Genomic DNA, 23912 nt, shown 5'->3' on the forward strand with positions numbered 1-23912 from the left:
CGATGGCGGCGTGAAGGGTCACCCCTTCACGCACACCACCTGTTTCAACGTATGGACGATCTCGACGAGGTCGGCCTGCGCCGCCATCACCGCCTCGATCGGCTTGTAGGCCTTCGGCGTTTCGTCGATGACGCCTTCGTCCTTGCGGCATTCGACGCCCGCAGTGTCGGCGATATGCTCGTCGAGCGTGACGAGCTTTTTCGCCGCGGTCCGGCTCATGACGCGGCCCGCGCCATGGCTGCAGCTGTCGAACGATTCCGGGTTTCCGAGCCCACGCACGATGAACGATTTCGCGCCCATCGAGCCCGGGATGATCCCCATCGTGCCCTTCGCCGCGCGCACCGCGCCCTTGCGGGTGACGAGCACATTCTCACCGAAGTGATTCTCGCGCGTCACATAATTGTGATGGCAGTTCACCGCTTCGGCCTCGGCCTCGAAAGGCTTGGCTATCTGGCGGCGCAGCGCCGCAATGACGTTCGCCATCATCATGCGCCGGTTCAGTGCCGCGAAGTCCTGCGCCCAGCCGACCGCCTCGACATAATCGTCGAAATGGTCGGTTCCTTCCGGGAAATAGGCGAGGTCCTCATCGGGCAGGTTGATGAACCATTTGCGCATGTCCTTCTTGGCCAGCTCGATGAAGTAGGTGCCGATCGCATTGCCGACGCCGCGCGACCCCGAATGCAGCATCACCCACACCCGCGCATCTTGGTCGAGGCAGAGCTCGATGAAGTGGTTGCCCGTTCCGAGCGTCCCCAGATGGGTAAGGTTGTTGGTGTTCTTCAGCCGCGGATGCTTGGCGACGATATGCCCAAACCGTTCGGCGAGCGTCGCCCAAGCGTCTACAATTGCCGCCGGCGGATCGCCCCACGAGCCTCTGTCACGCTTCGAGCGCCCGACCGAGCGGCCGTGCGGAACCGCCGCCTCGATCGCGCTGCGGATGCCCTCCAGATTGTCGGGCAGATCATGCGCCATCAGCGTCGTGCGCGCCGCCATCATCCCGCAGCCAATGTCGACGCCGACGGCGGCCGGGATTACCGCGCCTTTCGTCGGGATCACCGATCCGACGGTGGCGCCGATGCCGACATGGACGTCGGGCATCGCGGCGACATGTTTGAACACGAACGGCATTTTCGCCGCCTTGGTGAGCTGTTCGCGCGCCATGTCCTCGACGGGTACGCCGCGCGTCCACATCTTGACCGGGCGTCCGCCCTCGACATTCAGCACTTCGTAAGTCGTCTCGGTCATCGCTGACCTCCTTCTCTTCATCTTCATGGTGCCGGCGACGAGGCGTGGCGAGACATTTTTTCTGAGCTACTCCGGCACGCCGGGGGCGGATTTGAACCGCCGTCCTTCCGCGGTGAAGCGGACGCTCTAACCCTGTAGTCCCGCCGGCATTCGCCGACGTGTTTGGGTTGCTGGCAACGAGTTTGTGGCGAGACATCCGGATTTCTCCGGCGCGGAGTCGAACCGCGGGCCTTTCGGCCTGACCGATGTAGTCCCACCGGCATTTGCCAGCATGAAGTGGGCGCCGGCGGCAAGGAAAAGGACGAGACTGCCTAAAAGGCCATCGTGACAGGATGTAGTCCCGCCCGGCATCCGCCGGCGTTTGACAGTCTCGCAGCGGCGAGAGTTGGTGAGACGGCGGTCCTTAAGCTACGTTCCAGCGGCGGGCTTCGAACCCGCATCTCCCAGAGACCTTCAAGAATCTGGGCGCTTTACTCGTCGGACCTTGTTGAGGGATGTAGTCCCACCGGCATCCGCTGCAATTCTGCAAAAACTCGAAGCGTCACGGCGACGAGGGGTTGGAAAGACGTTCCTGCTCTACCACTGAGCTACGGGTCCATAGAGGAACCCGGCGGGATTCGAACCCGCGACCTGGCGATTAAGAGTCGATGTAGTCCTTCCGGCATTCGCCGTGACGCTTCCTTTCATACCTCCGTTTCGTTCACGATCTCCACCCAGTCGCGCGTTTCGCCGGCGGCGAAACGGGCCATCGCGTGGAAAACCGCGTCGGTGAAGCCACCGACATTCATGATGTCCTTCCGGTCCTTGGCCTGCGTGGTGCCATAGGGCTGGATGTCAATGCAGATCAGCTTCGCGGCCGGGTTGCGACCCTTCAGCTTGGTCCACTCGTTCATCGTCGCCGTGGCGCCGCGCCGGGTCGGATCGATCCAGCTTTCATTGTCGGACACGATCACCACCGTATCGACTTTCGCGCGTTCGCGGTTAAGCCGAGCGAGCGGAGCCGAGACGTTGGTGCCGCCACCGCCAATCGCCGCCAGCCGTGCCGCGTTAACCGCGACGCGTGCCTTGGGATCGAGCGCCATGTCGACGACGTCGACATCGAACGGCATCACCCGCGCCGACCGATTGGTGCGCAGTACTGCCGCCGCGACGAGCGCCGCGATGTCGATGCAGCGAACCTTCGAGGTCGCGCCCTTGCGCTGCCCAGTCGCCGCCCAGCTCATCGAGCCCGAGACGTCCGGACAGACCACGACATGGCCCTCCAGCACCGGCACCGTCGCAAGCGACAGTTCGAGCGCCTCCTCGAGCGCAGCCTGGAGGGCAAGCGGAACCGCGTCGCCAACCTGGCCGAGCGCGACCATCAACTGATACGGCGCCGGGCGAACCCGGGCGATCGTATCGGCGTCGGCGAGCCGCGCTGCGATGGCCTGCACCGTTCCCTTCACGTCGAACGCGCCGCTGCGCGCCAGCGTGTTGAGGTTCATGCGCAGCGCCTGCCAGCCGATACGGCCGGAAAGCTCCGCCCACTGCTCCGCCGTCAGCGGAAAAGCGGTCAGCCATTCGAACGGCACCGGGGGCAGCGCGCCCTTGGGATTGCGCTTCCAGGCCTCGAACGCCGCGATTTCCGCTGGCAGCGCCGCGACATCATAAGGCTTGCCGATCAGCCAGCCATAGAAGGCGCGGCGTTCGGCCGAAGCCGGCGCCGGGTGGACCATACGGACGATGTCGGCGAGGCTAGGGTCCTTGCCCGTTGCCGCGGCCATCAGCTGCGGCATCGAGGCATTCTCCAGCCACTCGCGGACGAGCCGCTTCGGACGCGAACCGAGCGAACGACGGCCGACCTGGCCCGAGCGCATGATCTGCACGAAATTGCGCAGCATGCGGCCATTGTCGATCACGCGGCCGAAGACGCGTACCGCAAGGTCGGGGTCGGCGACGGTCAGATAGGCGGCGAGCAACGCCGGCATATCCTTCATCGCGCCCGACTTGCGAGTATAGACCGCAGCCTTGGCTACGAAATCGGAAGGCACCGCCTGCGCAGCCGTCAGAATGTCCGCGAGCTGCGCGTCTGCGCCCGAATAAAAGCCCTCCGACAGCGTGCCCGTTACGGCAAGCTGCGCGAGCTTCGCTTCGGCGCCATAGGCATAGGCAGCACCACCGGCGTCATTCACCGCGTCGGTCTGCGGCAGGAAGCGCGCGAGGGCGCTTGAGAAAAGCGACTTGTTGGCCATCGTCCAACTCCAAAATCGTCAGAACCTTTTGGGGGCGGCCGGCCCATTCCGGCCGCCCCTCTGTTCCGCGCTGCCGGGTGACGTGATCCCGACGCATATAGCCCTGCAGAAGGCGTGCCAAATGGCCGAAAACGATCAGATGAATTATCATCGTATTGATATTAAACGATAATTATTCTTACTGCGAATGCAGCCCAATCGTCGCATGTCGGAAAGTGTGAGATACTGGTATAGTTGATTATATTTTGATATAAATGACCGTATGAAACCCCTCACCGTCATCGGCTTTCTCGGCTCGACGCTCGATGCCGCGAAGTTCGGACCTTCGCGCTGGAACAAGTGGCGGCCCACGGTCAGCATTTGCATGCAGGAGGATCTGCGGGTCGACCGCTTCGTGCTGCTCCACGGCACCTACCACCGCCGCCTCGCCGACTATGTCGCTAACGATATCCGCGACGTGTCGCCCGAGACCGAAGTGGCTCCGCACCTGCTCGACTTCGACGACCCGTGGGACTTCGAAGAGGTTTATGGGAAGCTCCTCGACTTCGCGCGCAGCTTTCCGTTCGATCCCGACAATCAGGATTATCTGATCCACATCACGACGGGCACGCACGTTGCGCAGATCTGCCTCTTCCTGCTGACCGAAGCGCGCTACCTGCCCGGGAAGTTGCTCCAGACCCAGCCGCAGCGGGGTGCGCCGCAGCCTGTGGGCACCTGGAGCGCCATCGATCTCGACTTGTCGCGATACGACAGCATCGCGACGCGCTTTGCCGAAGCGAGCGCGGAAAGCGCCAGCTTCCTCAAAAACGGGATCGAGACGCGCAACGTCGCCTTCAACCGCATGATCGACGAAATCGAGCAAGTCGCGGTGCGCAGCCGCGCCCCGATCCTTCTGATGGGCCCCACCGGCGCGGGGAAGAGTCAGCTGGCACGCAAGATCTATGAGCTCAAGAAGCTGCGTCACCAGATCGGCGGCGCCTTCGTCGAGGTCAACTGTGCGACCCTCAAGGGTGACAGCGCGATGTCGGCGCTGTTCGGGCACCGCAAAGGTGCCTTCACTGGCGCGGTCCAGGATCGGCCCGGCTTGCTCAAGACGGCTGACAAGGGCGTCCTCTTTCTCGACGAGATCGGCGAGCTCGGCCTCGACGAACAGGCGATGATCCTGCGGGCGATCGAAGACGGGCTGTTTTTGCCGGTAGGCGCCGACAAGGAGACCGCGAGTGCGTTCCAACTCATTGCTGGCACCAATCGCGACCTTGTCGATGAAGTCGAGGCTGGTCGGTTCCGCGAAGATCTCTTTGCTCGCCTCAACCTCTGGACATTCAGGCTTCCGGGGCTTGCCGAGCGCCGAGAGGATATCGCCCCAAACCTCGACTATGAGCTCGAGCGCTTTGCCGAGCGCGAAGGAACGCGGGTGACGTTCAACAGGGAAGCGCGCGATCGCTATCTGCGTTTTGCCGAGGATCCCGCTTCCCGTTGGCGCGGTAATTTCCGTGACCTCGCCGCCAGCATCACGCGCATGGCAACGCTCAGTCCCATGGGGCGCATCGACGTCGACACCGTCGCGTTCGAAACATCGCGGCTTCGCTCGCTCTGGTCGGGCGAGAAGAACGCGGGCGATGCGCTCGAACGCCTGTTATCGAAGGATCAACTCGCGCAAATCGATCCGTTCGACCGGGTTCAGCTCGCTTACGTCCTCGGGGTCTGTCAGGGCTGCAGCAGCCTGTCTGCCGCGGGGCGGCAATTGTTCTCGGCCTCACGGCAACAGCGCAGCTCGACGAACGACGCGGACCGGTTACGCAAGTATCTCGCGCGATTTAAGTTGGATTGGAGCCGTGTAACCGGCAAAAATTAGCGCTCGTCCCAGAAGGAACGGTGAGCAACGGACATGCCCCGACGCGAGCGAGGAATGTCCGCTATCCTACATGTCCAGTCATAAAGCTGACTGGCCGCAATCGGCCAACTGTGCTCGGTAGCGAACTCTGGCGTCCCGTTCGATTACGGCGAACCTGCGAGCGGAACTCACTCCTGTTCCATGGAGAGCGCTCCAGCGGTCCGGGCCTGCGTTCTTTTGAATGGCGGGGCCGGTACGCAATATCGGCGCCTGCGCTTTTTCCCCGCCGGCGTTGCCGGCTCCTCGCGCTCGCTTCGCTCCAAAAAGCTTGGCCCCTCCATCCTCCGCTGGCGCTCCGGCCCCTCCGGGTGCGTCCGCGGCAGCTGCCGCCATTCATCTGGAACGCGGCGCCGGACATGCGCCGTTGCGGCCAGCCGGTTGAGCGCAGCGGCTTGCCGGCAGATGACGCATCGCCCGAGGCCGCCGTGGTGCGGGCGCAAGCGGAATGAAAACAGGCGAACGAAGGCAGCCGGGTGTGGGCGGATCGTCGGCCCGGACACCCTCCCCGTGAAATTCGAGGCGGCGCCCCCCGCGCGAAGCGGACGGCTTATCCTCCCGGCCCTGCCGGCGTCCCCGAGCCGAAACCTTGCGAAGCCGCGCAGCGCGCCGGTCCGACCGGGACGGCGAGCGAGCGCCAGGCCGATGTGGCAGCGACAAGCCCCGAAAGCGCGGAAACTACAATGGCGGCCATCCCCTCCCCGATCAGCAGGCAGCCCAAGCCGCGCCCGGCCTGACAACCCGCGGCGCTCGCCGGAATCGCGAAGACGCCCATGACCAAAAGACGCATCGCCGCGGAGCGCAGACGCTGAGCGAGAAGCCGCCCGAACAGGAAAATCGCGATAGTCGCGCCGAGGCCGGAAGCAACCGCAGTCGCATAGCCATGTCCCGCGCCGGCAAGATGGAGCGCAGCCCAGACGCCAGCATAGACCGGCAGTGCATAGGCCGCGGCCCGCAAAATCAGCCAGGCGATGCAGAACGCAGCGGCGATGCCAAGCAGGATGAAGAGGGTCATGACCGTCCTTCGACGAGGACGGCCCGCCGCCTTCTCCCACGGCAGTTCCTCGCAAAACGGCCGGCAAGGTGGAACCGGGGCCAGCTCCACCTCGCGTGCGGCGTGCGATGCTCAGCGATTGAACGGGTCATATTCGCAGACGATGCAGGCCGGATCGCCGTCGAATTCGTCGAGCGGCATGACCGAATAGCCTTTTGCGGTTTCGATGAGGATGATGATGGTCATCATCGTGCGGGCGAGGTTCCAGCCGAGCGATTGGGCGGTTGAAAGCGGCATTTCGAGGCTCCTGCAACGGAGCGGGACCATTCCCGCTCGACAGTCGCCCCGCCGGACGGGGACAGGCCGAAGTCACCGCGGCCAGGCCGCGGCCCAAGCTTGCGCAGGGATCCCCTGGGGATTGACTTGGGAAGGCCGGTCCTCGGCCAAGGGAGTAGCGGCAATCGAGAGCGGAGATGGTCCTGCAGCGGACGAACCGAACAGAATTGCCTCCCCCTGGCCCCATCGCTCGCCCGGCTGTCATCCCATGATCATTGTCCTCGCCGAGCCCCGGCCCCAGGAACGGCGTCCGCGTCCCGCCGCCGACTCCGACCGGGAGAGAAGGAGATAAGCCGAAAGATGGAGTATCCTCGGGCAAGCGACTTGCGTGACTATCTGCTCTGGCAGGCCGATGGCTGGGCTTTCCCGCCGAGCGAATGGGAAGCACAGATTATCGAGGAACTGCGGACCATGAAGGGGTATCGCATTCCTCGCCTCCCCGAGACCGATTTGATCGAACTCGGCCTGCAACCCAACAAATGTCACGAAAACGCCCGCTGGTGCGCACGGAATGACGTGCGTGGCGGGACGACGGCGATTACCGGCTGGTGGCTTCAAGGCATGGAGTTCCTCCTTCACAGCGTGGTCTCTTATGACGGCGAGCTTTGCTGCGTGACGCCGTCCGCGCTCGGCGAGAGCGAGATCCGCTTCTATCCCGATCCCCTCATCGAATGGACCGAGCGCGAGGGAGAGCGCGTAGCGACACGAGGCGGCCGGATCGTCGGTCTCGGCGTCCGCCCCTTTCCCGCCTTCACGATCGCCCAGCATGAGCTGGTCAGGATGCGGCTGAAAATCGGGATGCAGCCCGAGCAGGCGATGACCTTCAGCCGCATCGAGCTCGAGCGGCTGCTCGCGCGGCATCTCTCGCCCGAGGAGCGCGCGCTCGTCGGCGACTTCTGAAAGAGAAAAAGGGCTCCGCCCGGAGGCGGAGCCCGAGCGCCGCTCAGCTCGGCGGGTTCCAGATGAGAACCTTCTTCATCGGATCGTCGCCGGGCGCGTTCGCGACATTGGCGTAGATGCTCCCGAACTCGGGAGCCGAGAGCGACACCGACACATATTCGGCGCCGGTCGCCTGCGCGGTGCGGATCCAGCCGGCGCCGAGTTCGAAGCCGTTCTTGCGGCTGATGACGCGATAGTCGGGTTCGCTGTCCTTGGCTTTGCGGCCGTTCGGGACGATCGCGATCGGCGCGGTGACGGTGAGGGTCGCGAGCGTGCCCTCGAAGCTGCCGTCGGGCTTGACGGTAAGATTTGCGATGGTGGCCATATCCTGTCTCCTTGTGGCTCGGGGACCATCCCCGATGGCGCCGAAAGGAGGGGCCGCGCGCCGCCGTCACCGAGCGGCACGCGAGGGCGAACCCCGCAAGGGGTTGACGGCATTAGGCAAGCCGAGCCCCGAAGAAGGGCGGCAGGAAGGAGGAAGTCCCGCCACAGGGGTGGATATCCGGCCACCGCCGCGTCCGCGGCCCGGACCCGCCGCCTGCTGACGATGCCAATGCCATCCGTCCCTGCGGACGAATGGGCATGATGTTTGGACTCGCGCCGCCGCGCGCCTTTGCATAAAGGCCATTGCATGACCGCCATCGGAACCAAGATCGAGGAGACGGGAACGCTGCTGCGCGAAGCAGGCGGGTTCATCCTGCGCCGCGATCTCGGCGGACGCTGGGCGCTCGACCTGCACCGCGTTCCCGTCGATCATATCGAGAAGCGCGTACGGATCACCGGCTTCGTCGTCGGCGAGAATCTCGTCGATGTCGTCGGCGTATCGCCGGAAGCGGCTTCGCCGCGCTAGCCGGCGGCGACGATGGCCGTCCTGGACCGCATCAGTCGATCCGCGCTGCTCATGGCCGCGTTCGCGCTCGCCCCGGGCGTTACCGCGCAGGATGTCAGCGGCCCGGCGCGCGCGTCGGACGGCGACTCGCTCAGCCTGACCGGTATCGCCGTGCGTCTGCACGGCGTCGATGCGCCCGAGCTTGCCCAAAGCTGCAGCCGCGATGGCGCCGCCTGGGCGTGCGGCCGCGCGGCGGCCGACACGCTCGCGGCGCTCGTCGAAGGCAGGACCGTGCGATGCGAGCAGCGCGACATCGACGATTATGGCCGCGTCGTCGCGACGTGCCGCGCGGGCGACCTCGATCTTTCGGCCGCGATGGTCGATGCAGGGCTCGCGATCGCGCTGCCGCATTTCACCGCCGCTTATGTTGCCAACGAAGCGCGGGCGCGCGAGCAGCGCCGCGGCATCTGGGCGGGCGCGTTCGAGCGGCCGAGCGACTATCGCGCCGCGCACCCGGCGCCGCGGCAAAGACCCGCGCCGCAGGCCGCGCCGCGCCGCAGCCCGTCGCCACCTTCCCCTTCCGGCGTCTTCTACCGCAACTGCGCCGCCGCGCGCGCCGCGGGCGCCGCGCCGCTCTATCGCGGCCAGCCGGGCTATCGGCCGGAGATGGACGGCGACGGGGATGGTATTGCGTGCGAGCCCTACCGCGGTCGCCGCTGAGCGGCTTCACACCTTTTTAGTGCAAATCTTGATTTTTGATCATAAAAGGATCATATCCGCTAACGAAAGGAGCCTTTCATGGCGACGGCAGCGGCGAGGACGATCGACAGGAAGGGCCTGACCGGCCCGGCGCTGCGCACCTTTTTCAACATCGCCGATGCCTGGGACCTGAGCGAAGGCGAGCAGATGGCGATCCTCGGACTCGACAGCCGCTCGACGCTGCAGAACTGGAAGCGTGGCGCCGTCGCCGCGCTGTCGAAGGATGCGCTCGAGCGGATTTCTTATGTGATGGGCATCTACAAGGGTCTCCAGATCCTCGTTCCGGCGACCGCCGATCAATGGGTGCGCAAGCCGAACAAGGCGAAGATTTTCGGCGGGAGATCGGCGCTCGACCGGATGGTTTCGGGCAATGTCGCGGATCTTTATGTCGTGCGGCAATATATCGACGGGCAGCGCGGCTGAACCCGTGCCCGCCGACATCAACGTCACCGCGACGCGCTGGGCGCCCTGCTACCGCATTATCCCGAGCCGTTTTCCGCCGGTCGGGCTGTTCGACAAGGTCGCGCGGCCCGAGGATCTCGAGGCGGTCTTCCTGATCGAGGCGATGACCAACGATCGCCTGCGCGACGAAGCCGGCGATCTCGCGCTCGTACCGGCGGACGACCGCGTCGCGGGACCCGGAACGACGCCGATCATGGCTGCCTTCACGCACCTCAATCCGCAAGGCAGTCGCTTTACCGACGGCAGCTTCGGCGTCTTCTACGCCGCCCTCACCCTCGACACCGCGATCGAAGAGACGAAGCACCACCGCGCCAAATTCCTCGCCGCCACCGACGAGCCCGCGCAGGAGATCGACATGCGCGTCTATGCGGTCGATCTCGACGCCCATCTCCACGACATCCGTGACCTCGCGGACAGCCACGCGCATCTCTACGACCCCGACAGCTATGGCCAGGCGCAGCGCTTCGCGGCCGAACTGCGGGGCGCCGGCTCGGACGGCATCCGCTACCATAGCGTCCGCCACCAAGGCGGCGAATGCGCCGCCGCCTTCCGGCCCCGCCTCCTGTCGAACTGCCGGCAGGAACGGCATCTGTGCTATGTCTGGGACGGCACCGCGATCAGCATGATCTACGAGAAGAAGAAGCTCGAGACCTGAACCCGAACGGGGCGATGCCAACGAAGTCAGCTGCGGCGCAAGGCGCGAAGGCCGTTGCCCACCGCTACGCTCTCCGACATCCGCTATCGACGTCAGGCCATCGCCGATCGATCCCGAGAGCTATCGAGGCGGTCGAGGCAGGCCGCGATGCGGCGCCAGACCGCAACCCCCTCGGAATCGTCCGCGAGCGCGAGCGCGCCGATACGTTCGGCGACGAAGGCGGGCGCCTGCTCGCCATGCTGCCGCTCGACGGCAAGCGCGCAGGCCCAGATATGCTCGTCGGGCGTCAGATTTCCCATGCGCTTCATCGATATGGCACTTCGCTTCAAAAAAGGCTGCGCGCCATGTTCCACAGACCGACAAGGAAGGACCCAATCACGATGACGCATGCGATCGCGAACTCGATCTTGAAGGCGCGTCTCCGCCACCGCCCCGGCCCGTTATCTCTCATCGGGGCAATATGGCAGGATCGCCCCGAACGGGAAACCCGGTGATCAAGGTTTCCCGAAACATCCCCGCAAGCCGACGACGCCGCAGCAAGGAAGACAATTAGCGACGAGGTCGCCGGCCCGGAGGGCCAGAAAAAATGCGCTCTTGGCCCGGCCGCAGCGGGGCGGCGTGCGTGCGGGGGCGACGGGTCGGCCATAATCCCATTATGGCCTGAACAGCGCGAAGCGCTGTTCACCCGGCACCTGCTTAGCCGCCGCCCCGCCAGGAAGCCGGGCCAAGTGCGCCCGCGCGGCCCCGCATCGGCGCGACCCCTGGCCGAGCCTGCGAGGCCAGAGTGCGCTCCTCAGCTGCCGCGCTCCGTCCAATCCGGCAATGAGGACAATTGCCCTCCCGCTCCCCGATCCATCCAGATTGAGGAGAGATTGGCTTGCCAGATCAGCCGCCTCCCGCCAGAGTCGATGCGGAAATGAAAAGCGAAATCGACCATCTCCCGGCGAAACAGCAAGGCGAACTCACCCGCATCACGCAGCTGCTGATGGAGGAGTTCGCGCGCTCGATCGAGCGCGCAACGATGGCATGGAAGCGCAACGGCAAGATCCTCAAGATCATCCTGTTCGGCAGCTATGCGCGGAGCGACTGGGTCGACGAGCCCGACAATGGCTATCAGTCCGACTTCGACCTCCTCGTCATCGTCAGCCACGAGGACCTGACCGACATTGCCGACCATTGGTATGTCGCCGAGGACAAGATCCTGCGCGACCCCGCAATCGACCGCACGGTCAACATCATCGTCCACACGATGCAGGATGTGAACCAGGCGCTGCGGCGCGGCGAATATTTCTGGGTCGACATCATCCGAGACGGCATTGCGCTCTACGAACTGCCCAACCATCCGTTGACCGCGCCGCAACCGATGACACCAATTGACGCCCACAAGATGGCATCGGAGTACTTTGCCACCCACCTCAAAAAGATCGACAGTGCTCTGAAAATCGCGCGATTTGCGTTGGGCGAAGGCGAAGCAAATGACGCGGCATTTCTTCTGCACCAAGCTGTGGAACGCGCCTACGGCTGCTTCCTCCTGACGCGCACCTTCTATTTCCCTCGCTCCCACAATATCAAATTTCTCCGCTCGCTCGCCGAGGACAAGGAACAGCGACTGGTCGCGGCATGGGCGCGCGATACCAAGATCGATCGCCGCCGCTTCGAGCTTCTGAAGCGCGCCTATGTCGAGGCGCGCTATTCGCCAAACTATGAAATCAGCGCGGATGACCTTGCAGCCCTAGCGGAAGCAGCGAAGAAACTGCGCGACATCGTCGAGCAGCTCGGCAACGAGCGGATCGAGCAGTTGTGCCGCGAAGCCGCCGAATGACATTTGCCGCGTTGCGGCATGAAGAGGCCGCCGGGTGGCCGCCGCATATATGCAGCCTTGTCGAAAGCGGCGGCGCGGGCGCCAAGCCTGTTCTCAACACCCGGCGGCGCCTCGCTCAGTCCACAGGATTCCAGAGGATCGCGAAGGTCCGGTCATCATCCTGACCGGCCGCACGGCCGAGGTTGGCGTAGATGCGGCGCGGCCCAAACTCGGGCGCAGCAAAGCTCAGTGAGACATAGGCCTTGCCCGAGACCTCGCCGACCCGGATCCAGCCCGCGCCGATTTCGACCTGGTCGGAGTAGACCCGATAGTCGGGCTGAATATCGCCGGATTTCGAACGGTTCGGGCGAACTTCGATCGCCGCGCGGATGAAAAGCGTGCGAAGCTGCCCGACGAATCCATCCTCGATCGTGCCGTTGACGAAGCCGATTGCGGCCATGATGTATCTCCTGGTGCAAGCGCGCCGAGGCTGGCTGACTTTCTTCCCCCGGCGTGCCGCCGTTCCTCGCGCAATCAAGAAACTCCGCCCTGCGCCGTCCTCCGCAGATGCTCCGGGCCTGCGGCTGCGGCGCCGGTTCCTTGCCGCCCTTCGATGCGCATCGAGGCCGCAATGGCGCGGTCCGACAGTAGAAGAAAGGATCAGGACATGGCCAGGATCGGCAGCTTCAAGAAGGTCTCGGGCGAATATCGGGGCCAGATCAGCACCCTCGCGTTGCAGTCGAAGTCGGTGCGCATCACGCCCGAGCAGAACCCGAACGGCAACGCCCCCAGCCACCGCGTCTTCGTCGGCGACGCCGAAGTCGGCGCCGCCTGGAGCAAGACGACGCAGGACGACCGGCCCTATCTGTCGGTCAAGCTCGACGATCCGAGCTTCCTGGGCCCGGTCTTCGCGCAGCTCTTCGAGGGCGACGACGGCGACTATGATCTGGTCTGGAACCGCCAGCCGCGTCGCGGTAGCGACTGACCGCGACGCTTATCGCCCGGCCTTGGCCGGGCGATATTAGCGCCAGATTGAGGGCGTCTCCGTGTGGCGAACGGATAAGGATGGGGTATGGTCGTCGCTTATGCGCCGGTAACCGTCACGCTGATTTCTGCAAAAAAGCGTCGTTATTCCGCGCCTTGTCCTCGGTTCTGTCGTGGGAGCATCTCTATGGACCAGACGATCGACTGGCAGTCGCCATATTTTCCGAAGATATTCGAACGATATGATCGGGCGGATTTTGCGCAGGAGTTCCTGCGCCGCAATCCCGCTTACCGGAGCCAATATGCCGCTGCCCGAACCTGCGTGCGGGCGCCCGGCGAGGCGCTTTTGCGCCTCGCGCGCCGTTGGGGGCTGGTCTTTCGCCCCGGACCCCGCCGCTAGCGCCGCCGAGGCGCCGGCACTCTGGCATCCCCGCGCCTGCGCGCATGTGGCCATCGCCCAACCGGCGCCCGCCGGGCACGCCGCAGCGCGGCTCGCCGATCTGGTGCGCGGCGACCGGGTGGCGAGCGAAATCATCGCGCATCGCGAGTGGCATCTGGTGCTGCTGCTCGCGGGCCGCCGCTACCGGCTCGCGATCCGGTGCTGCGCCGCGAACGAGGAGCTCGCCTATCTCTGCCCGGCCGATGGTCAGGGCGGAGTGCGTCTGGCGCTCGCGGCGGCGCTCCACCGCGGACTGACCGAAGAAGAGCGGGCGCGGCCTCCGGCCTGCGCCGCGCCCGGCCCCACCGAACATTGGCGGCTCGTTCAATGGCTTCGGCTTCTCGACGGAACCGCCGTCGGCGCCTCGCCGCGCGAACTCGCCGCGGCGCTCGTCGCGCCGCAGGCGCAGGCCTATTCTGCCGCCGAATGGGACGCGTCGAGCGAACGCCGCCGCATCGCGCGGTGGCAACGCGCGGCGCTGGCCATGCGCGACGGCGGCTTTCGCGCCCTCCTCGCGGCGCCCTGATCGGGACATTCCCGGCGGCTGCACTTTGTCCGTTCCGGCGGCTGTCCCGTATCGCCGAATGTCGCCTCCAGCCCGCCGTCCTGTCCGGCACGCCGCTCGCCCTCGCTGGAGATCTCCCTTGTCCTCTTCCTTTGCACCGCTCGTCCCGCGCTATTTGCGAACCCCCGATGCCGCCGTCCATCTTGGCCTCTCGGCGCGAACGCTCGAGAAGCATCGCTGCTACGGAACCGGTCCCCAATATCTGAAGCTGGGCGGCCGCATCGTCTATACGATCGCCGATCTCGACGCCTGGGCCGAGACCGGCCGCCGTCATTCGACCTCCGATCCCGGCAAGGGAATGATCCATCCGGCGCGCCTGGTGGTGCGCCGGTGAGGGGCCCGGGCGCACCGCGCGGGCGCGCCGATCGCGTGGCGATCGCGGCGCTGCGAACAGGAGCTTCGCGATCCGGCGTCGTTGCCGCCGCTCGCACGCCGAGCCGCCGCTACCTTGCCGCGACGTTCTGCTCGGCGGCGCTCTTTGGGTCGCTTTTCGCCGCGGTTGCATGGCAGTCGCCGCGCCCGCGACTCGTCTGGAACGCCAGCGCAAGCGCACCGATCGGTCTATACGGGATCGACGCGGGCGCGCCGGCGGTGGGCGATCTCGTCGCCATCGCGCCGCCGCCGTCGCTCGCCTCCTGGCTCGCGCACCGTGATTATGTTCCTGCCGGAACCCCGCTCGTGAAACGCGTTGCCGCGCTGCCGGGCGCACAAATCTGCCGTCATGGCGTCGAGGTAAGCGTCGGTGGCCGACGCGCGGCGATCGCGCACGCGGCCGACCGCGCGGGGCGTGTGCTGCCGCGCTGGGAGGGCTGCCGCACTCTTCGCGGCGGCGAAATCTTCCTTCTGAACGCTGCGCCGGACAGCCTTGACGGGCGCTATTTCGGACCCTTGCCGGCGTCCGGACTGATCGGTCGCGCGCGGCCGATCCTCACGCGTTCGGCGCCCGGCGCACCGCTTCGCTGGGGGCCGCGCGCCGCTTTCGGTTCGCCCCCGATGAAGGAGGATCGTGCCTAATGTTGATCGACCGCTTTCGCACGGCCGTCTTGCGATGGTCAGGCCTTGTCCGGATTCGCGCGCGAAGCGGCGTTCAGGCAGGCTGCCCCGCCGTGCCGCGCGGCGCCGTCCATCCTCGTCCCTGGCTACCGCTTCAGCCCCAGCATGGAAACCGATCGGTGACCGCCGTACCGCATCTCGTATACCGCGCGGCTGCGTTGCACGCGCAGCGTCGCTGCCGCCGACCTGCACGCGCATTCGCGCTCGCGCTGCTCGCGGCCTGCACCGCGGCGGCTTCGCCGCCGGCGTCGGCCGCTGCTGCGGCTACGCCACCGCGCCCTGCCTATGCCGGACATGTGGCCGACGCTGCACGGCGCTTCGGTATCCCCGAGACCTGGATATGGCGCGTCATGGAGGTCGAAAGCCGCGGCAAACCGCGCGCCATATCGCGTGCCGGCGCGATGGGTCTGATGCAGATCATGCCTGCCACCTGGGCGATTCTGAGCGCGCGCCACGGTCTCGGCGCAGATCCTTTCGACGCGCGCGCGAACATCTTCGCGGGCGCAGCCTATCTGCGCGCAATGTGGGACCGTTACCGCAACGTGCCGCTGATGCTCGCTGCCTATAATGCCGGCCCCGGCCGCGCCGACGCCTATGCGGCTGGACGGCGCGGCTTGCCCGCCGAGACGGTCGCCTATGTCGCTCGGCTTGCGCCGCAGCTGGGAGCGAGCGGCGATCCGCCAGCTGGGGCGGTGAGCAGCAAACCGGCGGGGTGGCGCGAAGCAGGCTTGTTCGTCGAGCCGCTTCGCTCGGCGCCCGCTTCGCAGTCCGAGGAGCCGAGATCGGAGCGGCATCCGCTTTTTGTTCGTGTTTTGGAGACCCGCGAATGAGCAGCATTGCGCGCATCCTTGGCGATCATTCCGGCGATCCTTCTGGGGCGACGCCGGACTGCCCGCCGCGCTTTGGCCGGTCTGAAAAAGAGATCGCAAATCTTCCTCAGCAGTCGGCCAGCAATGACGGGCGCGCTCAAAGTTCACCGGTACCGGCGGGCGGACGCGCCCGACCTGATGCGATGGCTTCTGGTGCCAGGTTGCAGGGCCGCGATGCTACGCATCGGACCCGTAATTTGGATACACACCTCACGCACGGGTGCATCCAGCTTTTCCGCCACTTTTCGAGCAGCGGATACGACGGCGCGACGCATCCGATTTCCTCGGACGTCGGTTTTTCAGCACTTTTCGAGCCGCCGCAGCGCCGCTCTGGGGAGCCGTGCCATGAAGTTGGTTAAGCACACTGTCCGCCTCAGATCCGATGTTGATCGGAGCGTTGTCAGCCTGGCCAGATCGCGCAACATGACGAGCTATGCGGTGCTTCCCCTTTGCGTAGAGGCGGGCATTGCTGCGCTGGGCGGTCCGGCACCGCGACACACAGCAGACCGTGAACTCCTTACCGAGCTGGCCACGCTGAATCCGCGCCTCGACGATCTCCAACGGCTGGTCGATCGGACCTTGTTCACCGCCTGCGCCGCTTATTGTTATGCCCGCAGCGCGGCAAAACGCGATGGCAAGGCCGAGGACATCATCCGCGCTGAAATCGACGGGGCCTATGCGCGGCAAAGAGCCATGGCTGAGGAACAGTCATGAGCGAACCGCACGATCGCCGGCTCCACGCCGAGACGCTGCGGCGTCATCTCCGCTACAGCCAGACACGGCGGTTCAAACGGCAGCTCGCGATCATGGTGGGCTCGGTTGCGCTCGGCGGATTGGCTGCGCCCTATCTGATGCTCGACCCGCGCACCATGGAGGCGACCGGCGCCTGGTATCGTGCGAAGATGCTGAGCTGGTTTGCGGGCAGCGGGGGCGGCGATCCCGGCATGACCATCCGTCATCGCGGAACCGATCATCTCGTGTCGGCCCGCGCGGTCGCGGCGCATCGCTACTATCGGCAGTCGGCGAGCGTCACATTCTCTTTCGTCCGGCGCGGATGCCTTTTGGGGTTTGCGGGCTGGCTGTCGGGGCTGGTCCTGTTGCGCCGCGCCGCGGCCCGGCGGCGCGAGCGAATGCTCGGTGATCGCTTCGTCAGCGGCACCCGAATAGCGAGTGAGGCCGCGCTCGCGAAACTGGCCGGCGCCGAAGCGAACGCGCGGTCGCTTGGCATTGGACCCATTGGCTTTCCGCCGCGTCTCGAGACCCGGCATCTCGCGATGGTTGGGACGACCGGCAGCGGCAAGACGACGGTGCTGCGCCAGCTCCTCGACGGGATCGAGGCGCGGGGGGAGGCGGCGCTGGTCTATGACACGAGCGGCGAGTTCGTCGCGCACTATTACAATCCCGAACGCGGCGACGTCATTCTCAATCCGTTCGATGCGCGCTGCGCCTATTGGTCGCCCTTCGCCGAGATCGCGCACCCCGCCGATGCCGATCGCATCGCGCAGCAGCTCATCACCGAGACCGGCCAGCATGATCGCGACGTCTGGCTCGAGACGAGCCGCATCCTGGTCGCCAACATGCTCCGCGCGCTCTGGCGCGAGAAGAAGGACACGCTGCCCGACCTGCTTCATGCGCTTCAACTTCGCACGAAGGACGAGCTCAAGGCATGGCTCGGAGACACATCGTCGGCGCGGACCTTCGCCGAGGATGCCGACCGGGCGACGGGCAGCGTGCTGTTCATGCTCGCGAAGGCGTCGAACCTCATCCAGTTCCTTCGCCTTCGGCACGAGAATGAAGAGGCGTTTTCGTTTCGCGAATTCATTTGGGGTCTCGACGAACGGAAGGGCGCCCGGCCGTGGATCTTTGTGCCGCGCAAGGAGGATTATTTCGAGGCGTCGAAGCCGCTCCTGGCTTGCTGGCTCGAGTGCGCGGCAAGCGCCCTGCTCGGGCTGTCGCCTTCGCCGGACCGCCGCGTCTGGTTCCTGCTCGACGAGCTCGCCGATCTGCCGCGCGTCGACAATCTCGCGCGGCTCCTTCCCGAAGGGCGCAAGTTCGGCGCCGCGGTCGTGCTGACCTTCCAGGCGATCGGGCAGATGCGGCATCGCTATGGCGACGATCTCGCGGGATCGATGCTCGGCTGCTGCAACACCAAGCTGTTTCTTCAGATGATCGATATCGAGAGCCGCAAATGGGCGAGCGAGACGATCGGTACATGCGAAGTCGAGGTCCATACGATGACCGGCGCGCTTGGCGATGGCGACGACAAGCCGCGGATGACCCTGGGGCGATCCCGCCGCACCCGGCCTGCGATACTCGAAGCCGAACTTCGGCTGGCCCGGCACGAGGGCTATCTGCTGCTTCCCGACGGCTTCCCTGTCGCCCGCCTATCGCTCACCGCTGATCATATCGCGCGGCGCGGCGATCCGCGCCAGCGCGCCTTTGTCGCGGCCAACCCGGAGACAAGTCTCTGGCAGCATTCGGCAGAAGCCGTGTCGCCATCGCCGCCCGAGGCGGATACGAAGGTCGCCGCCGAGAAGCCGAAATCGACGCCAGAGACGAAGCGTGCGGTTCCTCCCACGGCCGCGGATGACGGTCCCGTCTGATGGTCGCCTCCCTATCGGCGCTGACCAGCTCGGCGCAGGCCAGTGCCTATTATGAGACCGACGATTATTATGCCGAAGGCGGACTCTCGCCGTCTGAATGGCTGGGCAAGGGCGCCGAGATGCTTGGCCTCGAGGCCGAGGTCGATCGCGATAGCTTCCGCGAGCTGCTCGATGGCAAGGTGGGCGACCGGCAGCTCGGCACGACCCGCGGCGGCGTCCTGGAACATCGCCCCGGCTGGGACCTGACCTTGAGCGCGCCGAAGTCGGTGTCGATCATGGCCGAGGTCGCCGGTGACCGGCGCTTGATCGAGGCGCACGGGTCGGCGGTAAGGACCGCGCTCGCGCATGTCGAAACACATATGGCGGCGACCCGCGTCCGGCACGCCGGCAGCGTTGCGCGCGAGAGGACTGCAAACCTCATTGTCGCCAGTTTCCAGCACGGCACCAGTCGCGCCCAGGATCCGCAGCTTCACACCCACAATGTCATCGTGAACGCGACGCGGGGCGAAGACGGATCGTGGCGCAGCCTCGAGCCGCGCGCGCTCTATCAGCTTCAGAAACAGATTGGCGCGATCTATCGGCAGGAGCTGGCGCTAAACGTGCGCGAACTCGGCTATGACATCGAGACGGCGAAGGACTCGATGTTCGAAATTAGGGGCGTCTCCGCCGAGGTCATGGCGGCGTTCAGCACGCGCAGCGCCGCCATCGAAGCCGCGCTCGATGCGCGCGGAACGTCGCGCGATATCGCCAGCGCCGCCGAGAAGCAGGTCGCGGCGCTCGGCACCCGGCAAGCGAAGGTCGCGGTCGATCAGGCCTCGCTGATCGCGGACTGGCGCGAGGTTGCCGACCGGGCCGGGTTCGATGCCGATGCGCGGCGCGCGCTCGTCGGCGCGGCACAAGCCCATGCTGCGCGCAGTGCGGGCAGCGCGGTGCAGTTCGCGGCCGAGCGCGCCATCGCACATGCCGCCGACAAGCTCGGCGAGCGCCAGTCCATATTCTCGGTTGCGGATCTCCACGAGGAAGCAGGTCGGGTGGGTCTGGGGAAAGTCGGCTATGCCGCGATCGGCGAGGCGATCGCTGCGGCGACCGAGCGGGGCGCACTGATCGATCGAACCTTTATCGACCGCCGCGGCGCCGAATTCGCGGGGGTCACGACCCGCGCGAATATCGAAGCCGAAGCCCGGCTTCTCCGGATCGAAGCGGAGGGGCGCAGCGCGTTCGCGCCGATCGCGTCGCCGCTTTCGGCGGCGAAGGCCGTGGCGGTCGCCGCGCGGCAGGCCGAACGGACGGGATTTGTCTGGAACGATGATCAGCGCGCGGCGACCGAACAGCTCCTGACCAGCCGGAACCGGATCACCGCGGTGCAGGGCTATGCCGGCACCGCCAAGACCACGACGGTGCTCGCCACCTACGCCCGCGAGGCGGAAGCGCGCGGGGTGTCTGTCGTCGCGCTCGCGCCGACGGCGTCTGCTGCGATGGTGCTCGGCGAGGCGCTGGCAACGCGCGGCGATACCGTCGCGCGCCACATGCTGTCGCCGGGGCCGTCCGCGTCCGGCCCGCCCACGGCATGGATCGTCGATGAGGCATCGCTGCTTTCGGCGCGCGATACCGCGCGCCTGTTCGAGCTGGCCTTGCAGCTCAATGCCCGTGTCCTGCTCGTCGGCGACGTGAAGCAGCTCGGTTCGGTGGAGGCGGGCGCGGCGTTCGCCCAGTTGCAGGGCGCGGGCATGGAAACCGCGAGGCTTGGGGAGATTGTCCGCCAAACCAACGCGGCCACCAGGGAGGCCGTTCTTGCCTCGATCGAGGGCGACGCGAAGCGGGCGCTGGCGGCGCTCGATCGCGGCGGCGGCGCGATCGTCGAACATGCCGAGCGCGCCGAGCGGTTTTCCGCGATTGCTAAGCGTTATGCTGCGCTAGACGGTGCGGAGCGCGCCGCCACCCTCATCATCGAGCCGTCGCGTGAGGGGCGTGACGCGCTGACGGCGGATATTCGCCAGGCGCTCTATCGGTCGGGCGCGCTCGCCGGACCCGCCGTCACCTTGGCCAGCCTCGTCAATAAGGGCCTTACCCGTGCCGAAGCACGCGACCCGCTGAGCTATGACAAGGGCGACGTTGTGCGCTTCTCCCGGGATTATGCCGACAAGGGCGTGGTGCGCGGCGACGCCTTTCTTGTCGAAAGCGTCGATGCGGCGCGAGCGATGATCGCGCTCCGCTCGGAGGACGGGCGCGCGGTGGAGTGGCGGCTGCGGCAATGGGGTGCAGGCACGGTTCAGCTGTTCGAGGTGCAGCAGCTGGAGCTCAGAGCAGGCGACAGCATCCGCTTCACGCGCAACGACCGCGAGGCGGGCCGGGTCAATGGCACGCGCGCCGAAGTAATCGCGGTCGACCCCGAAGCGCGGACTGCCGCCATTCGCTGCGCACGGGGGCGGGCCGAGCTTTTGCGGCTCGATACGGCGCGCGACCGGCACATTGCGCATGGCTATGTCGATACTGCCTTCGCCGCCCAAGGCCGCACGGCCGATCACGTTATCGTCCATGCCGATAGCTGCGCGGCCAATCTTGTCGACCAGAAGAGCTTCTACGTCGGCATATCCCGCGCCAGGCAGTCGGCGACCATATTCACGAACGATCGCGCGAAGCTGGTCGCCGCGATCAGCGAACGGGCCGGGGTAGTCCAGACGGCGATCGCGATGCCGCCGGCTTCGCTTGCCGTCTCGGTAGGCAAGGCGAGCGGAATGGGGATGGGGTGACCTCGTTGCGGTTCAGTCCGGTCCCTCTTCGAAATAGGCTCTGATCCGGTGCGAGATCTCGGGTGCCAGTTCGACGAAGCTGCGCCGCCCGTCGCCCGGATCGGGAATCCGGAAGATGATTCCGGCGTCGCATAATTTCTGGCAGAGGCGCAGCGCGCTGCTCATCGGAATGCTCGGCGTCACGCAGAGCGAGCTGACGGCGAGGGGATTGCCTTCGCATTCGTGGATGAAGATGTCGATGAGCATTTCCCACGCCGGGTCCCCGAACAGCTCGGGCGAGCCGAATAGCTGGTCGCGCAGCAAGCGGCGACGCAAGGTCGCCTTGGCATTCTCGAGCGCAATGTCTTCGTTCTTCGGTGTGTCTTGGGGGTACCGGCTTCTCAGTGTCGGTGCCGAGGCTCGCGCCGAACCGGGCTGGGGCTGGTCCGAGCGGATCCGGCGCGCCCCGCTTTCGGTGACGATGATGTGATCGACCAGCTCGATGTCGAGCGCGCGGGCGATCGGGACGAGGTACCGTGTGACCTCGAGGTCCTGCTCGCTGGGGGTGGGATCACGGCTCGGATGATTGTGGACGAGGATCAGCCCCGCGGCATTGAGTTCGAGAGCGCGCCGAAAAATGGTGCGGGGATGAAGGGCGAGCCATGCAAGGGTACCGTTCTGCAATTGCTCGTCGGCCAGCAGATGCTGTGTGGCGTCCAGAAAAAGGACGCGAAGCTGTTCGTCGGGGAGCGAACCCATTCCAAGGATCAGATAATCCTGGAGGGCGGGCGAGGCGGGGTCGACGCGGACGCCCTGTAATCCTGGCGAGAGCGCCGCGAGCGCAAGGTTGCGTGTCAGAAAGAGCAGTTCGGTCACTTGGGACCGCTCCTCGAGGATCCGTTCGATCGCTTCGGGTGGCTGCGACCAGATCCGTCCGACAGTTCTGAACTCGGCTAGGAGCCTCGTCGCGATCGTTTCGGCTTCGCCCGGGGCGACGAGCGTGACCAGCTTCGCCAGGACGGATAGCTGCCCATCCGCTTCAGCCTTTGCTGATGCCGCCATGTCGCAGCGATGAGCAGGGGCGGGATGCACCATGAAGCAGCTACCTGCATTGTTAGATAGACGACGGGATTCATCGCGATGTCGATCGCGCGCGCGAAATGGGCGAGAAGCGGCAGCGTGTGCAGCGCCGCTGCCAGCAGGGGCCAGAAGCGATAGGCGGACAGCGCCAGCAGGATGGTCGCCGCGGCACCGAACATATCCTGGGCGAGATAGCCGAAGTCGACGCTTTGATACGTCACCATGTCGGTCGCGACGAGCAGCCGGTCCCAGATGATGATCGTCATAGCAATACCGACCATCGTCCGTTCAGGGCCGCCACCTTTCCACGCTGCATAGACGAGCGCGACCAGCAGCAAGGTGGCGAAAATAGCTATGCGCATCCTGCCCTTATTGATGCTGGCCGCCCTCGGTCAACTGGCTCGCGCCAGAGACGGCACCTCTGCAAGCCCGGTCGCCGGGCATTCCCTGAGATCATAGCCCGCTGTCTCCTTGCCGATTTCGGCGAGGTCGCCATGGACGCGCAAAATCTCCCCGCCAACCTCGACGAGCGAGAGTTGGGCTTTCGCCAAGCGGAGTATCGCTGTGTGGCCGGTCTTGGCGGGCACGCCCGTTTCGCGGCGTGCGGTTACGACAGTGGTCATCAGCGATGAGATGGCGATCAATGTATCGTCGACCCGCCCCTCGGCGTTGGGAACGTCCCGCTGGAGCCGAGCGGCCATGGCTGCAATTTTATTGGACATGACTTCTCCTTCGCCGGAAGCGACTGCGCTCCGGTCATGTGTTGCGACGTGACGAAGGGATCAGGCGGAAAGCAGCTGATCGAGAGCCTGCGCGATGCCGAGGCCGCCGAACAATATGATACCAAGACCGCCGAGAAGGAGCAGGATCGTGCCGATGAGAAATACAGCGTAGATCATGATCCTTGAGGCCGTGCCGTGGTCGTGTCTTCACAAATCCCTGAACAAAGAGCCCGGCCCCGATCGGATGTGGGGCAGCGATGCGCCCTCGTCGAGATCGGTGAGGTTGGACGGGTTCCTGTCCGGGAAATGGGATCGCACCAGACGCGGCGGCGATGGAACCTCCGCTGCGTCGTATACGATTTGGTCGTATAGGGATTTCAGCTGGCCATAGAGGACAGCGGTCTCCCCGCGGGTGCGCGTCCCCAATATGTCGCGCGCCGCCTTCAGTCGCTGGTCGACCGTATCCTTCGATATCTCGAGGATCCGCGCCATCTCTTTCGAGGTCTTGTGCTCAAGAAGCAGGTCGAGGCAGTCACGCTGTTTTTCGGTAAGTCGCGCCCAAGCCGCGGCGGTTTCGTCGATTGGATTGTTTGGGGAGGTCATCTAGGCTTCGTGGACAAAGCTTGACTGTGGACTCGGACCTTGATTCAAGGCTGGCTTTTGGAGGCTGCCTTGGGCGAGCGGATTGGCGTTACAGACGAAGAATGGGAAGTGATCGGGCCGCTA

General features: G+C 65.7%; 28 protein-coding genes. 17 read left to right on the forward strand and 11 right to left on the reverse strand.

Annotated elements, in window-relative coordinates:
- Positions 1–18 precede the first annotated feature (18 nt).
- Positions 19–1245, reverse strand: coding sequence for an RtcB family protein (locus AC58D2_RS20060; protein ID WP_497392799.1), 1227 nt, complete (start codon positions 1243–1245; stop codon positions 19–21).
- 683 nt (positions 1246–1928) lie between these two features.
- On the reverse strand, positions 1929–3476 hold the full coding sequence (locus AC58D2_RS20065; RefSeq protein ID WP_497392801.1) for a vWA domain-containing protein: 1548 nt from the start codon (positions 3474–3476) through the stop codon (positions 1929–1931).
- 262 nt (positions 3477–3738) lie between these two features.
- Here AC58D2_RS20065 and rtcR point away from each other — a divergent pair, with 262 nt between their 5' ends.
- Positions 3739–5331: an RNA repair transcriptional activator RtcR gene (rtcR, locus tag AC58D2_RS20070; RefSeq protein ID WP_497392802.1), complete on the forward strand. Its 1593-nt coding sequence runs from the start codon at positions 3739–3741 to the stop codon at positions 5329–5331.
- A gap of 586 nt (positions 5332–5917) precedes the next feature.
- Here the strand turns inward: rtcR and AC58D2_RS20075 are convergent.
- Positions 5918–6382 (reverse strand): hypothetical protein, encoded by a 465-nt coding sequence (locus tag AC58D2_RS20075; protein ID WP_497392803.1) that lies wholly within the window; start codon positions 6380–6382, stop codon positions 5918–5920.
- 111 nt (positions 6383–6493) lie between these two features.
- Positions 6494–6658, reverse strand: coding sequence for a hypothetical protein (locus AC58D2_RS20080; RefSeq protein ID WP_497392804.1), 165 nt, complete (start codon positions 6656–6658; stop codon positions 6494–6496).
- Positions 6659–6997: 339 nt separating this feature from the next.
- On the opposite strand from AC58D2_RS20080, the gene AC58D2_RS20085 reads away from it, so the two are divergent.
- Entirely contained in the window at positions 6998–7597 is a 600-nt protein-coding gene (locus tag AC58D2_RS20085) for a hypothetical protein (protein ID WP_497392805.1), read from the forward strand.
- Between the two features lie 43 nt (positions 7598–7640).
- On the opposite strand, the gene AC58D2_RS20090 is transcribed toward AC58D2_RS20085, so the two are convergent.
- Positions 7641–7961 (reverse strand): DUF736 domain-containing protein, encoded by a 321-nt coding sequence (locus tag AC58D2_RS20090; RefSeq protein WP_497392806.1) that lies wholly within the window; start codon positions 7959–7961, stop codon positions 7641–7643.
- Positions 7962–8267: 306 nt separating this feature from the next.
- On the opposite strand from AC58D2_RS20090, the gene AC58D2_RS20095 reads away from it, so the two are divergent.
- From AC58D2_RS20095 to AC58D2_RS20110, 4 genes are all read left to right on the forward strand, one after another.
- Positions 8268–8486 (forward strand): DUF5818 domain-containing protein, encoded by a 219-nt coding sequence (locus AC58D2_RS20095; RefSeq protein WP_497392807.1) that lies wholly within the window; start codon positions 8268–8270, stop codon positions 8484–8486.
- Positions 8487–8498: 12 nt separating this feature from the next.
- Positions 8499–9185, forward strand: a complete 687-nt coding sequence (locus AC58D2_RS20100; RefSeq protein WP_497392808.1) for a thermonuclease family protein — start codon at positions 8499–8501, stop codon at positions 9183–9185.
- Between the two features lie 78 nt (positions 9186–9263).
- Complete coding sequence (locus tag AC58D2_RS20105) at positions 9264–9647, forward strand: MbcA/ParS/Xre antitoxin family protein (RefSeq protein WP_497392809.1); 384 nt, start codon at positions 9264–9266, stop codon at positions 9645–9647.
- Positions 9610–10341: an RES family NAD+ phosphorylase gene (locus tag AC58D2_RS20110; protein ID WP_497392827.1), complete on the forward strand. Its 732-nt coding sequence runs from the start codon at positions 9610–9612 to the stop codon at positions 10339–10341. Before AC58D2_RS20105 ends, AC58D2_RS20110 begins: the two co-directional genes overlap by 38 nt.
- A 92-nt stretch (positions 10342–10433) precedes the next feature.
- Here AC58D2_RS20110 and AC58D2_RS20115 read toward each other — a convergent pair whose 3' ends face one another.
- Positions 10434–10649 (reverse strand): DUF6961 family protein, encoded by a 216-nt coding sequence (locus AC58D2_RS20115; protein ID WP_497392810.1) that lies wholly within the window; start codon positions 10647–10649, stop codon positions 10434–10436.
- A gap of 608 nt (positions 10650–11257) precedes the next feature.
- Between AC58D2_RS20115 and AC58D2_RS20120 the strand changes: the two genes are divergently transcribed.
- Positions 11258–12163 carry a HEPN domain-containing protein gene (locus tag AC58D2_RS20120; RefSeq protein ID WP_497392811.1) on the forward strand — a complete coding sequence of 302 codons (906 nt, stop codon included), beginning with the start codon at positions 11258–11260 and terminating at the stop codon, positions 12161–12163.
- A gap of 115 nt (positions 12164–12278) precedes the next feature.
- On the opposite strand, the gene AC58D2_RS20125 is transcribed toward AC58D2_RS20120, so the two are convergent.
- Positions 12279–12602, reverse strand: a complete 324-nt coding sequence (locus tag AC58D2_RS20125) for a DUF736 domain-containing protein (RefSeq protein WP_497392812.1) — start codon at positions 12600–12602, stop codon at positions 12279–12281.
- Between the two features lie 207 nt (positions 12603–12809).
- Here AC58D2_RS20125 and AC58D2_RS20130 point away from each other — a divergent pair, with 207 nt between their 5' ends.
- The 10 genes from AC58D2_RS20130 to mobF all read left to right on the forward strand — a co-directional run bounded on the left by AC58D2_RS20130 (position 12810) and on the right by mobF (position 21405).
- Positions 12810–13127, forward strand: coding sequence for a DUF736 domain-containing protein (locus AC58D2_RS20130; protein ID WP_497392813.1), 318 nt, complete (start codon positions 12810–12812; stop codon positions 13125–13127).
- An 87-nt stretch (positions 13128–13214) separates the two neighbouring features.
- Positions 13215–13526 carry a transcriptional regulator domain-containing protein gene (locus tag AC58D2_RS20135; RefSeq protein WP_497392814.1) on the forward strand — a complete coding sequence of 104 codons (312 nt, stop codon included), beginning with the start codon at positions 13215–13217 and terminating at the stop codon, positions 13524–13526.
- Between the two features lie 46 nt (positions 13527–13572).
- Positions 13573–14091 carry a DUF2285 domain-containing protein gene (locus tag AC58D2_RS20140; RefSeq protein WP_497392815.1) on the forward strand — a complete coding sequence of 173 codons (519 nt, stop codon included), beginning with the start codon at positions 13573–13575 and terminating at the stop codon, positions 14089–14091.
- Between the two features lie 118 nt (positions 14092–14209).
- Entirely contained in the window at positions 14210–14464 is a 255-nt protein-coding gene (locus AC58D2_RS20145) for a helix-turn-helix transcriptional regulator (protein WP_497392816.1), read from the forward strand.
- A gap of 50 nt (positions 14465–14514) precedes the next feature.
- Positions 14515–15144, forward strand: coding sequence for a S26 family signal peptidase (locus tag AC58D2_RS20150; protein ID WP_497392828.1), 630 nt, complete (start codon positions 14515–14517; stop codon positions 15142–15144).
- A gap of 158 nt (positions 15145–15302) precedes the next feature.
- Positions 15303–16013, forward strand: coding sequence for a lytic transglycosylase domain-containing protein (locus AC58D2_RS20155; protein WP_497392817.1), 711 nt, complete (start codon positions 15303–15305; stop codon positions 16011–16013).
- Complete coding sequence (locus AC58D2_RS20160) at positions 16010–16411, forward strand: hypothetical protein (protein WP_497392818.1); 402 nt, start codon at positions 16010–16012, stop codon at positions 16409–16411. Before AC58D2_RS20155 ends, AC58D2_RS20160 begins: the two co-directional genes overlap by 4 nt.
- Positions 16398–16766, forward strand: coding sequence for a hypothetical protein (locus tag AC58D2_RS20165; protein ID WP_497392819.1), 369 nt, complete (start codon positions 16398–16400; stop codon positions 16764–16766). Before AC58D2_RS20160 ends, AC58D2_RS20165 begins: the two co-directional genes overlap by 14 nt.
- Complete coding sequence (locus tag AC58D2_RS20170; protein ID WP_497392820.1) at positions 16763–18655, forward strand: type IV secretion system DNA-binding domain-containing protein; 1893 nt, start codon at positions 16763–16765, stop codon at positions 18653–18655. The genes AC58D2_RS20165 and AC58D2_RS20170 overlap by 4 nt, the downstream gene beginning before the upstream one ends.
- A complete protein-coding gene (gene mobF, locus AC58D2_RS20175) occupies positions 18655–21405 on the forward strand; it encodes a MobF family relaxase (RefSeq protein WP_497392821.1) in 2751 nt (916 codons plus the stop codon). The genes AC58D2_RS20170 and mobF overlap by 1 nt, the downstream gene beginning before the upstream one ends.
- A gap of 12 nt (positions 21406–21417) precedes the next feature.
- Here mobF and AC58D2_RS20180 read toward each other — a convergent pair whose 3' ends face one another.
- The 4 genes from AC58D2_RS20180 to AC58D2_RS20195 form a co-directional block, all read right to left on the reverse strand.
- Positions 21418–22260 (reverse strand): JAB domain-containing protein, encoded by an 843-nt coding sequence (locus AC58D2_RS20180; RefSeq protein ID WP_497392822.1) that lies wholly within the window; start codon positions 22258–22260, stop codon positions 21418–21420.
- Between the two features lie 77 nt (positions 22261–22337).
- Complete coding sequence (locus AC58D2_RS20185) at positions 22338–22826, reverse strand: hypothetical protein (RefSeq protein WP_497392823.1); 489 nt, start codon at positions 22824–22826, stop codon at positions 22338–22340.
- A gap of 30 nt (positions 22827–22856) precedes the next feature.
- Complete coding sequence (locus AC58D2_RS20190; protein ID WP_497392824.1) at positions 22857–23186, reverse strand: hypothetical protein; 330 nt, start codon at positions 23184–23186, stop codon at positions 22857–22859.
- Positions 23187–23393: 207 nt separating this feature from the next.
- On the reverse strand, positions 23394–23789 hold the full coding sequence (locus tag AC58D2_RS20195) for a helix-turn-helix transcriptional regulator (protein WP_497392825.1): 396 nt from the start codon (positions 23787–23789) through the stop codon (positions 23394–23396).
- Between the last annotated feature and the right edge of the window lie 123 nt (positions 23790–23912).

Source organism: Sphingopyxis sp. CR5, assembly GCF_059693785.1.

Excerpts from the sequence above, each read along its gene's own strand:
- AC58D2_RS20165 (WP_497392819.1), top strand. The coding sequence starts at position 16,398 with ATGAAGTTGGTTAAGCACACTGTCCGCCTCAGATCCGATGTTGATCGG.
- AC58D2_RS20190 (WP_497392824.1), bottom strand. The coding sequence starts at position 23,186 with ATGTCCAATAAAATTGCAGCCATGGCCGCTCGGCTCCAGCGGGACGTT.
- AC58D2_RS20080 (WP_497392804.1), bottom strand. The coding sequence starts at position 6,658 with ATGCCGCTTTCAACCGCCCAATCGCTCGGCTGGAACCTCGCCCGCACG.
- AC58D2_RS20120 (WP_497392811.1), top strand. The coding sequence starts at position 11,258 with ATGAAAAGCGAAATCGACCATCTCCCGGCGAAACAGCAAGGCGAACTC.
- rtcR (WP_497392802.1), top strand. The coding sequence starts at position 3,739 with ATGAAACCCCTCACCGTCATCGGCTTTCTCGGCTCGACGCTCGATGCC.
- AC58D2_RS20060 (WP_497392799.1), bottom strand. The coding sequence starts at position 1,245 with ATGACCGAGACGACTTACGAAGTGCTGAATGTCGAGGGCGGACGCCCG.
- AC58D2_RS20115 (WP_497392810.1), bottom strand. The coding sequence starts at position 10,649 with ATGAAGCGCATGGGAAATCTGACGCCCGACGAGCATATCTGGGCCTGC.
- AC58D2_RS20170 (WP_497392820.1), top strand. The coding sequence starts at position 16,763 with ATGAGCGAACCGCACGATCGCCGGCTCCACGCCGAGACGCTGCGGCGT.
- AC58D2_RS20100 (WP_497392808.1), top strand. The coding sequence starts at position 8,499 with ATGGCCGTCCTGGACCGCATCAGTCGATCCGCGCTGCTCATGGCCGCG.
- mobF (WP_497392821.1), top strand. The coding sequence starts at position 18,655 with ATGGTCGCCTCCCTATCGGCGCTGACCAGCTCGGCGCAGGCCAGTGCC.
- AC58D2_RS20075 (WP_497392803.1), bottom strand. The coding sequence starts at position 6,382 with ATGACCCTCTTCATCCTGCTTGGCATCGCCGCTGCGTTCTGCATCGCC.
- AC58D2_RS20105 (WP_497392809.1), top strand. The coding sequence starts at position 9,264 with ATGGCGACGGCAGCGGCGAGGACGATCGACAGGAAGGGCCTGACCGGC.
- AC58D2_RS20125 (WP_497392812.1), bottom strand. The coding sequence starts at position 12,602 with ATGGCCGCAATCGGCTTCGTCAACGGCACGATCGAGGATGGATTCGTC.
- AC58D2_RS20130 (WP_497392813.1), top strand. The coding sequence starts at position 12,810 with ATGGCCAGGATCGGCAGCTTCAAGAAGGTCTCGGGCGAATATCGGGGC.
- AC58D2_RS20195 (WP_497392825.1), bottom strand. The coding sequence starts at position 23,789 with ATGACCTCCCCAAACAATCCAATCGACGAAACCGCCGCGGCTTGGGCG.
- AC58D2_RS20065 (WP_497392801.1), bottom strand. The coding sequence starts at position 3,476 with ATGGCCAACAAGTCGCTTTTCTCAAGCGCCCTCGCGCGCTTCCTGCCG.
- AC58D2_RS20160 (WP_497392818.1), top strand. The coding sequence starts at position 16,010 with ATGAGCAGCATTGCGCGCATCCTTGGCGATCATTCCGGCGATCCTTCT.
- AC58D2_RS20095 (WP_497392807.1), top strand. The coding sequence starts at position 8,268 with ATGACCGCCATCGGAACCAAGATCGAGGAGACGGGAACGCTGCTGCGC.
- AC58D2_RS20090 (WP_497392806.1), bottom strand. The coding sequence starts at position 7,961 with ATGGCCACCATCGCAAATCTTACCGTCAAGCCCGACGGCAGCTTCGAG.
- AC58D2_RS20185 (WP_497392823.1), bottom strand. The coding sequence starts at position 22,826 with ATGCGCATAGCTATTTTCGCCACCTTGCTGCTGGTCGCGCTCGTCTAT.
- AC58D2_RS20085 (WP_497392805.1), top strand. The coding sequence starts at position 6,998 with ATGGAGTATCCTCGGGCAAGCGACTTGCGTGACTATCTGCTCTGGCAG.
- AC58D2_RS20135 (WP_497392814.1), top strand. The coding sequence starts at position 13,215 with ATGGTCGTCGCTTATGCGCCGGTAACCGTCACGCTGATTTCTGCAAAA.
- AC58D2_RS20110 (WP_497392827.1), top strand. The coding sequence starts at position 9,610 with ATGTCGTGCGGCAATATATCGACGGGCAGCGCGGCTGAACCCGTGCCC.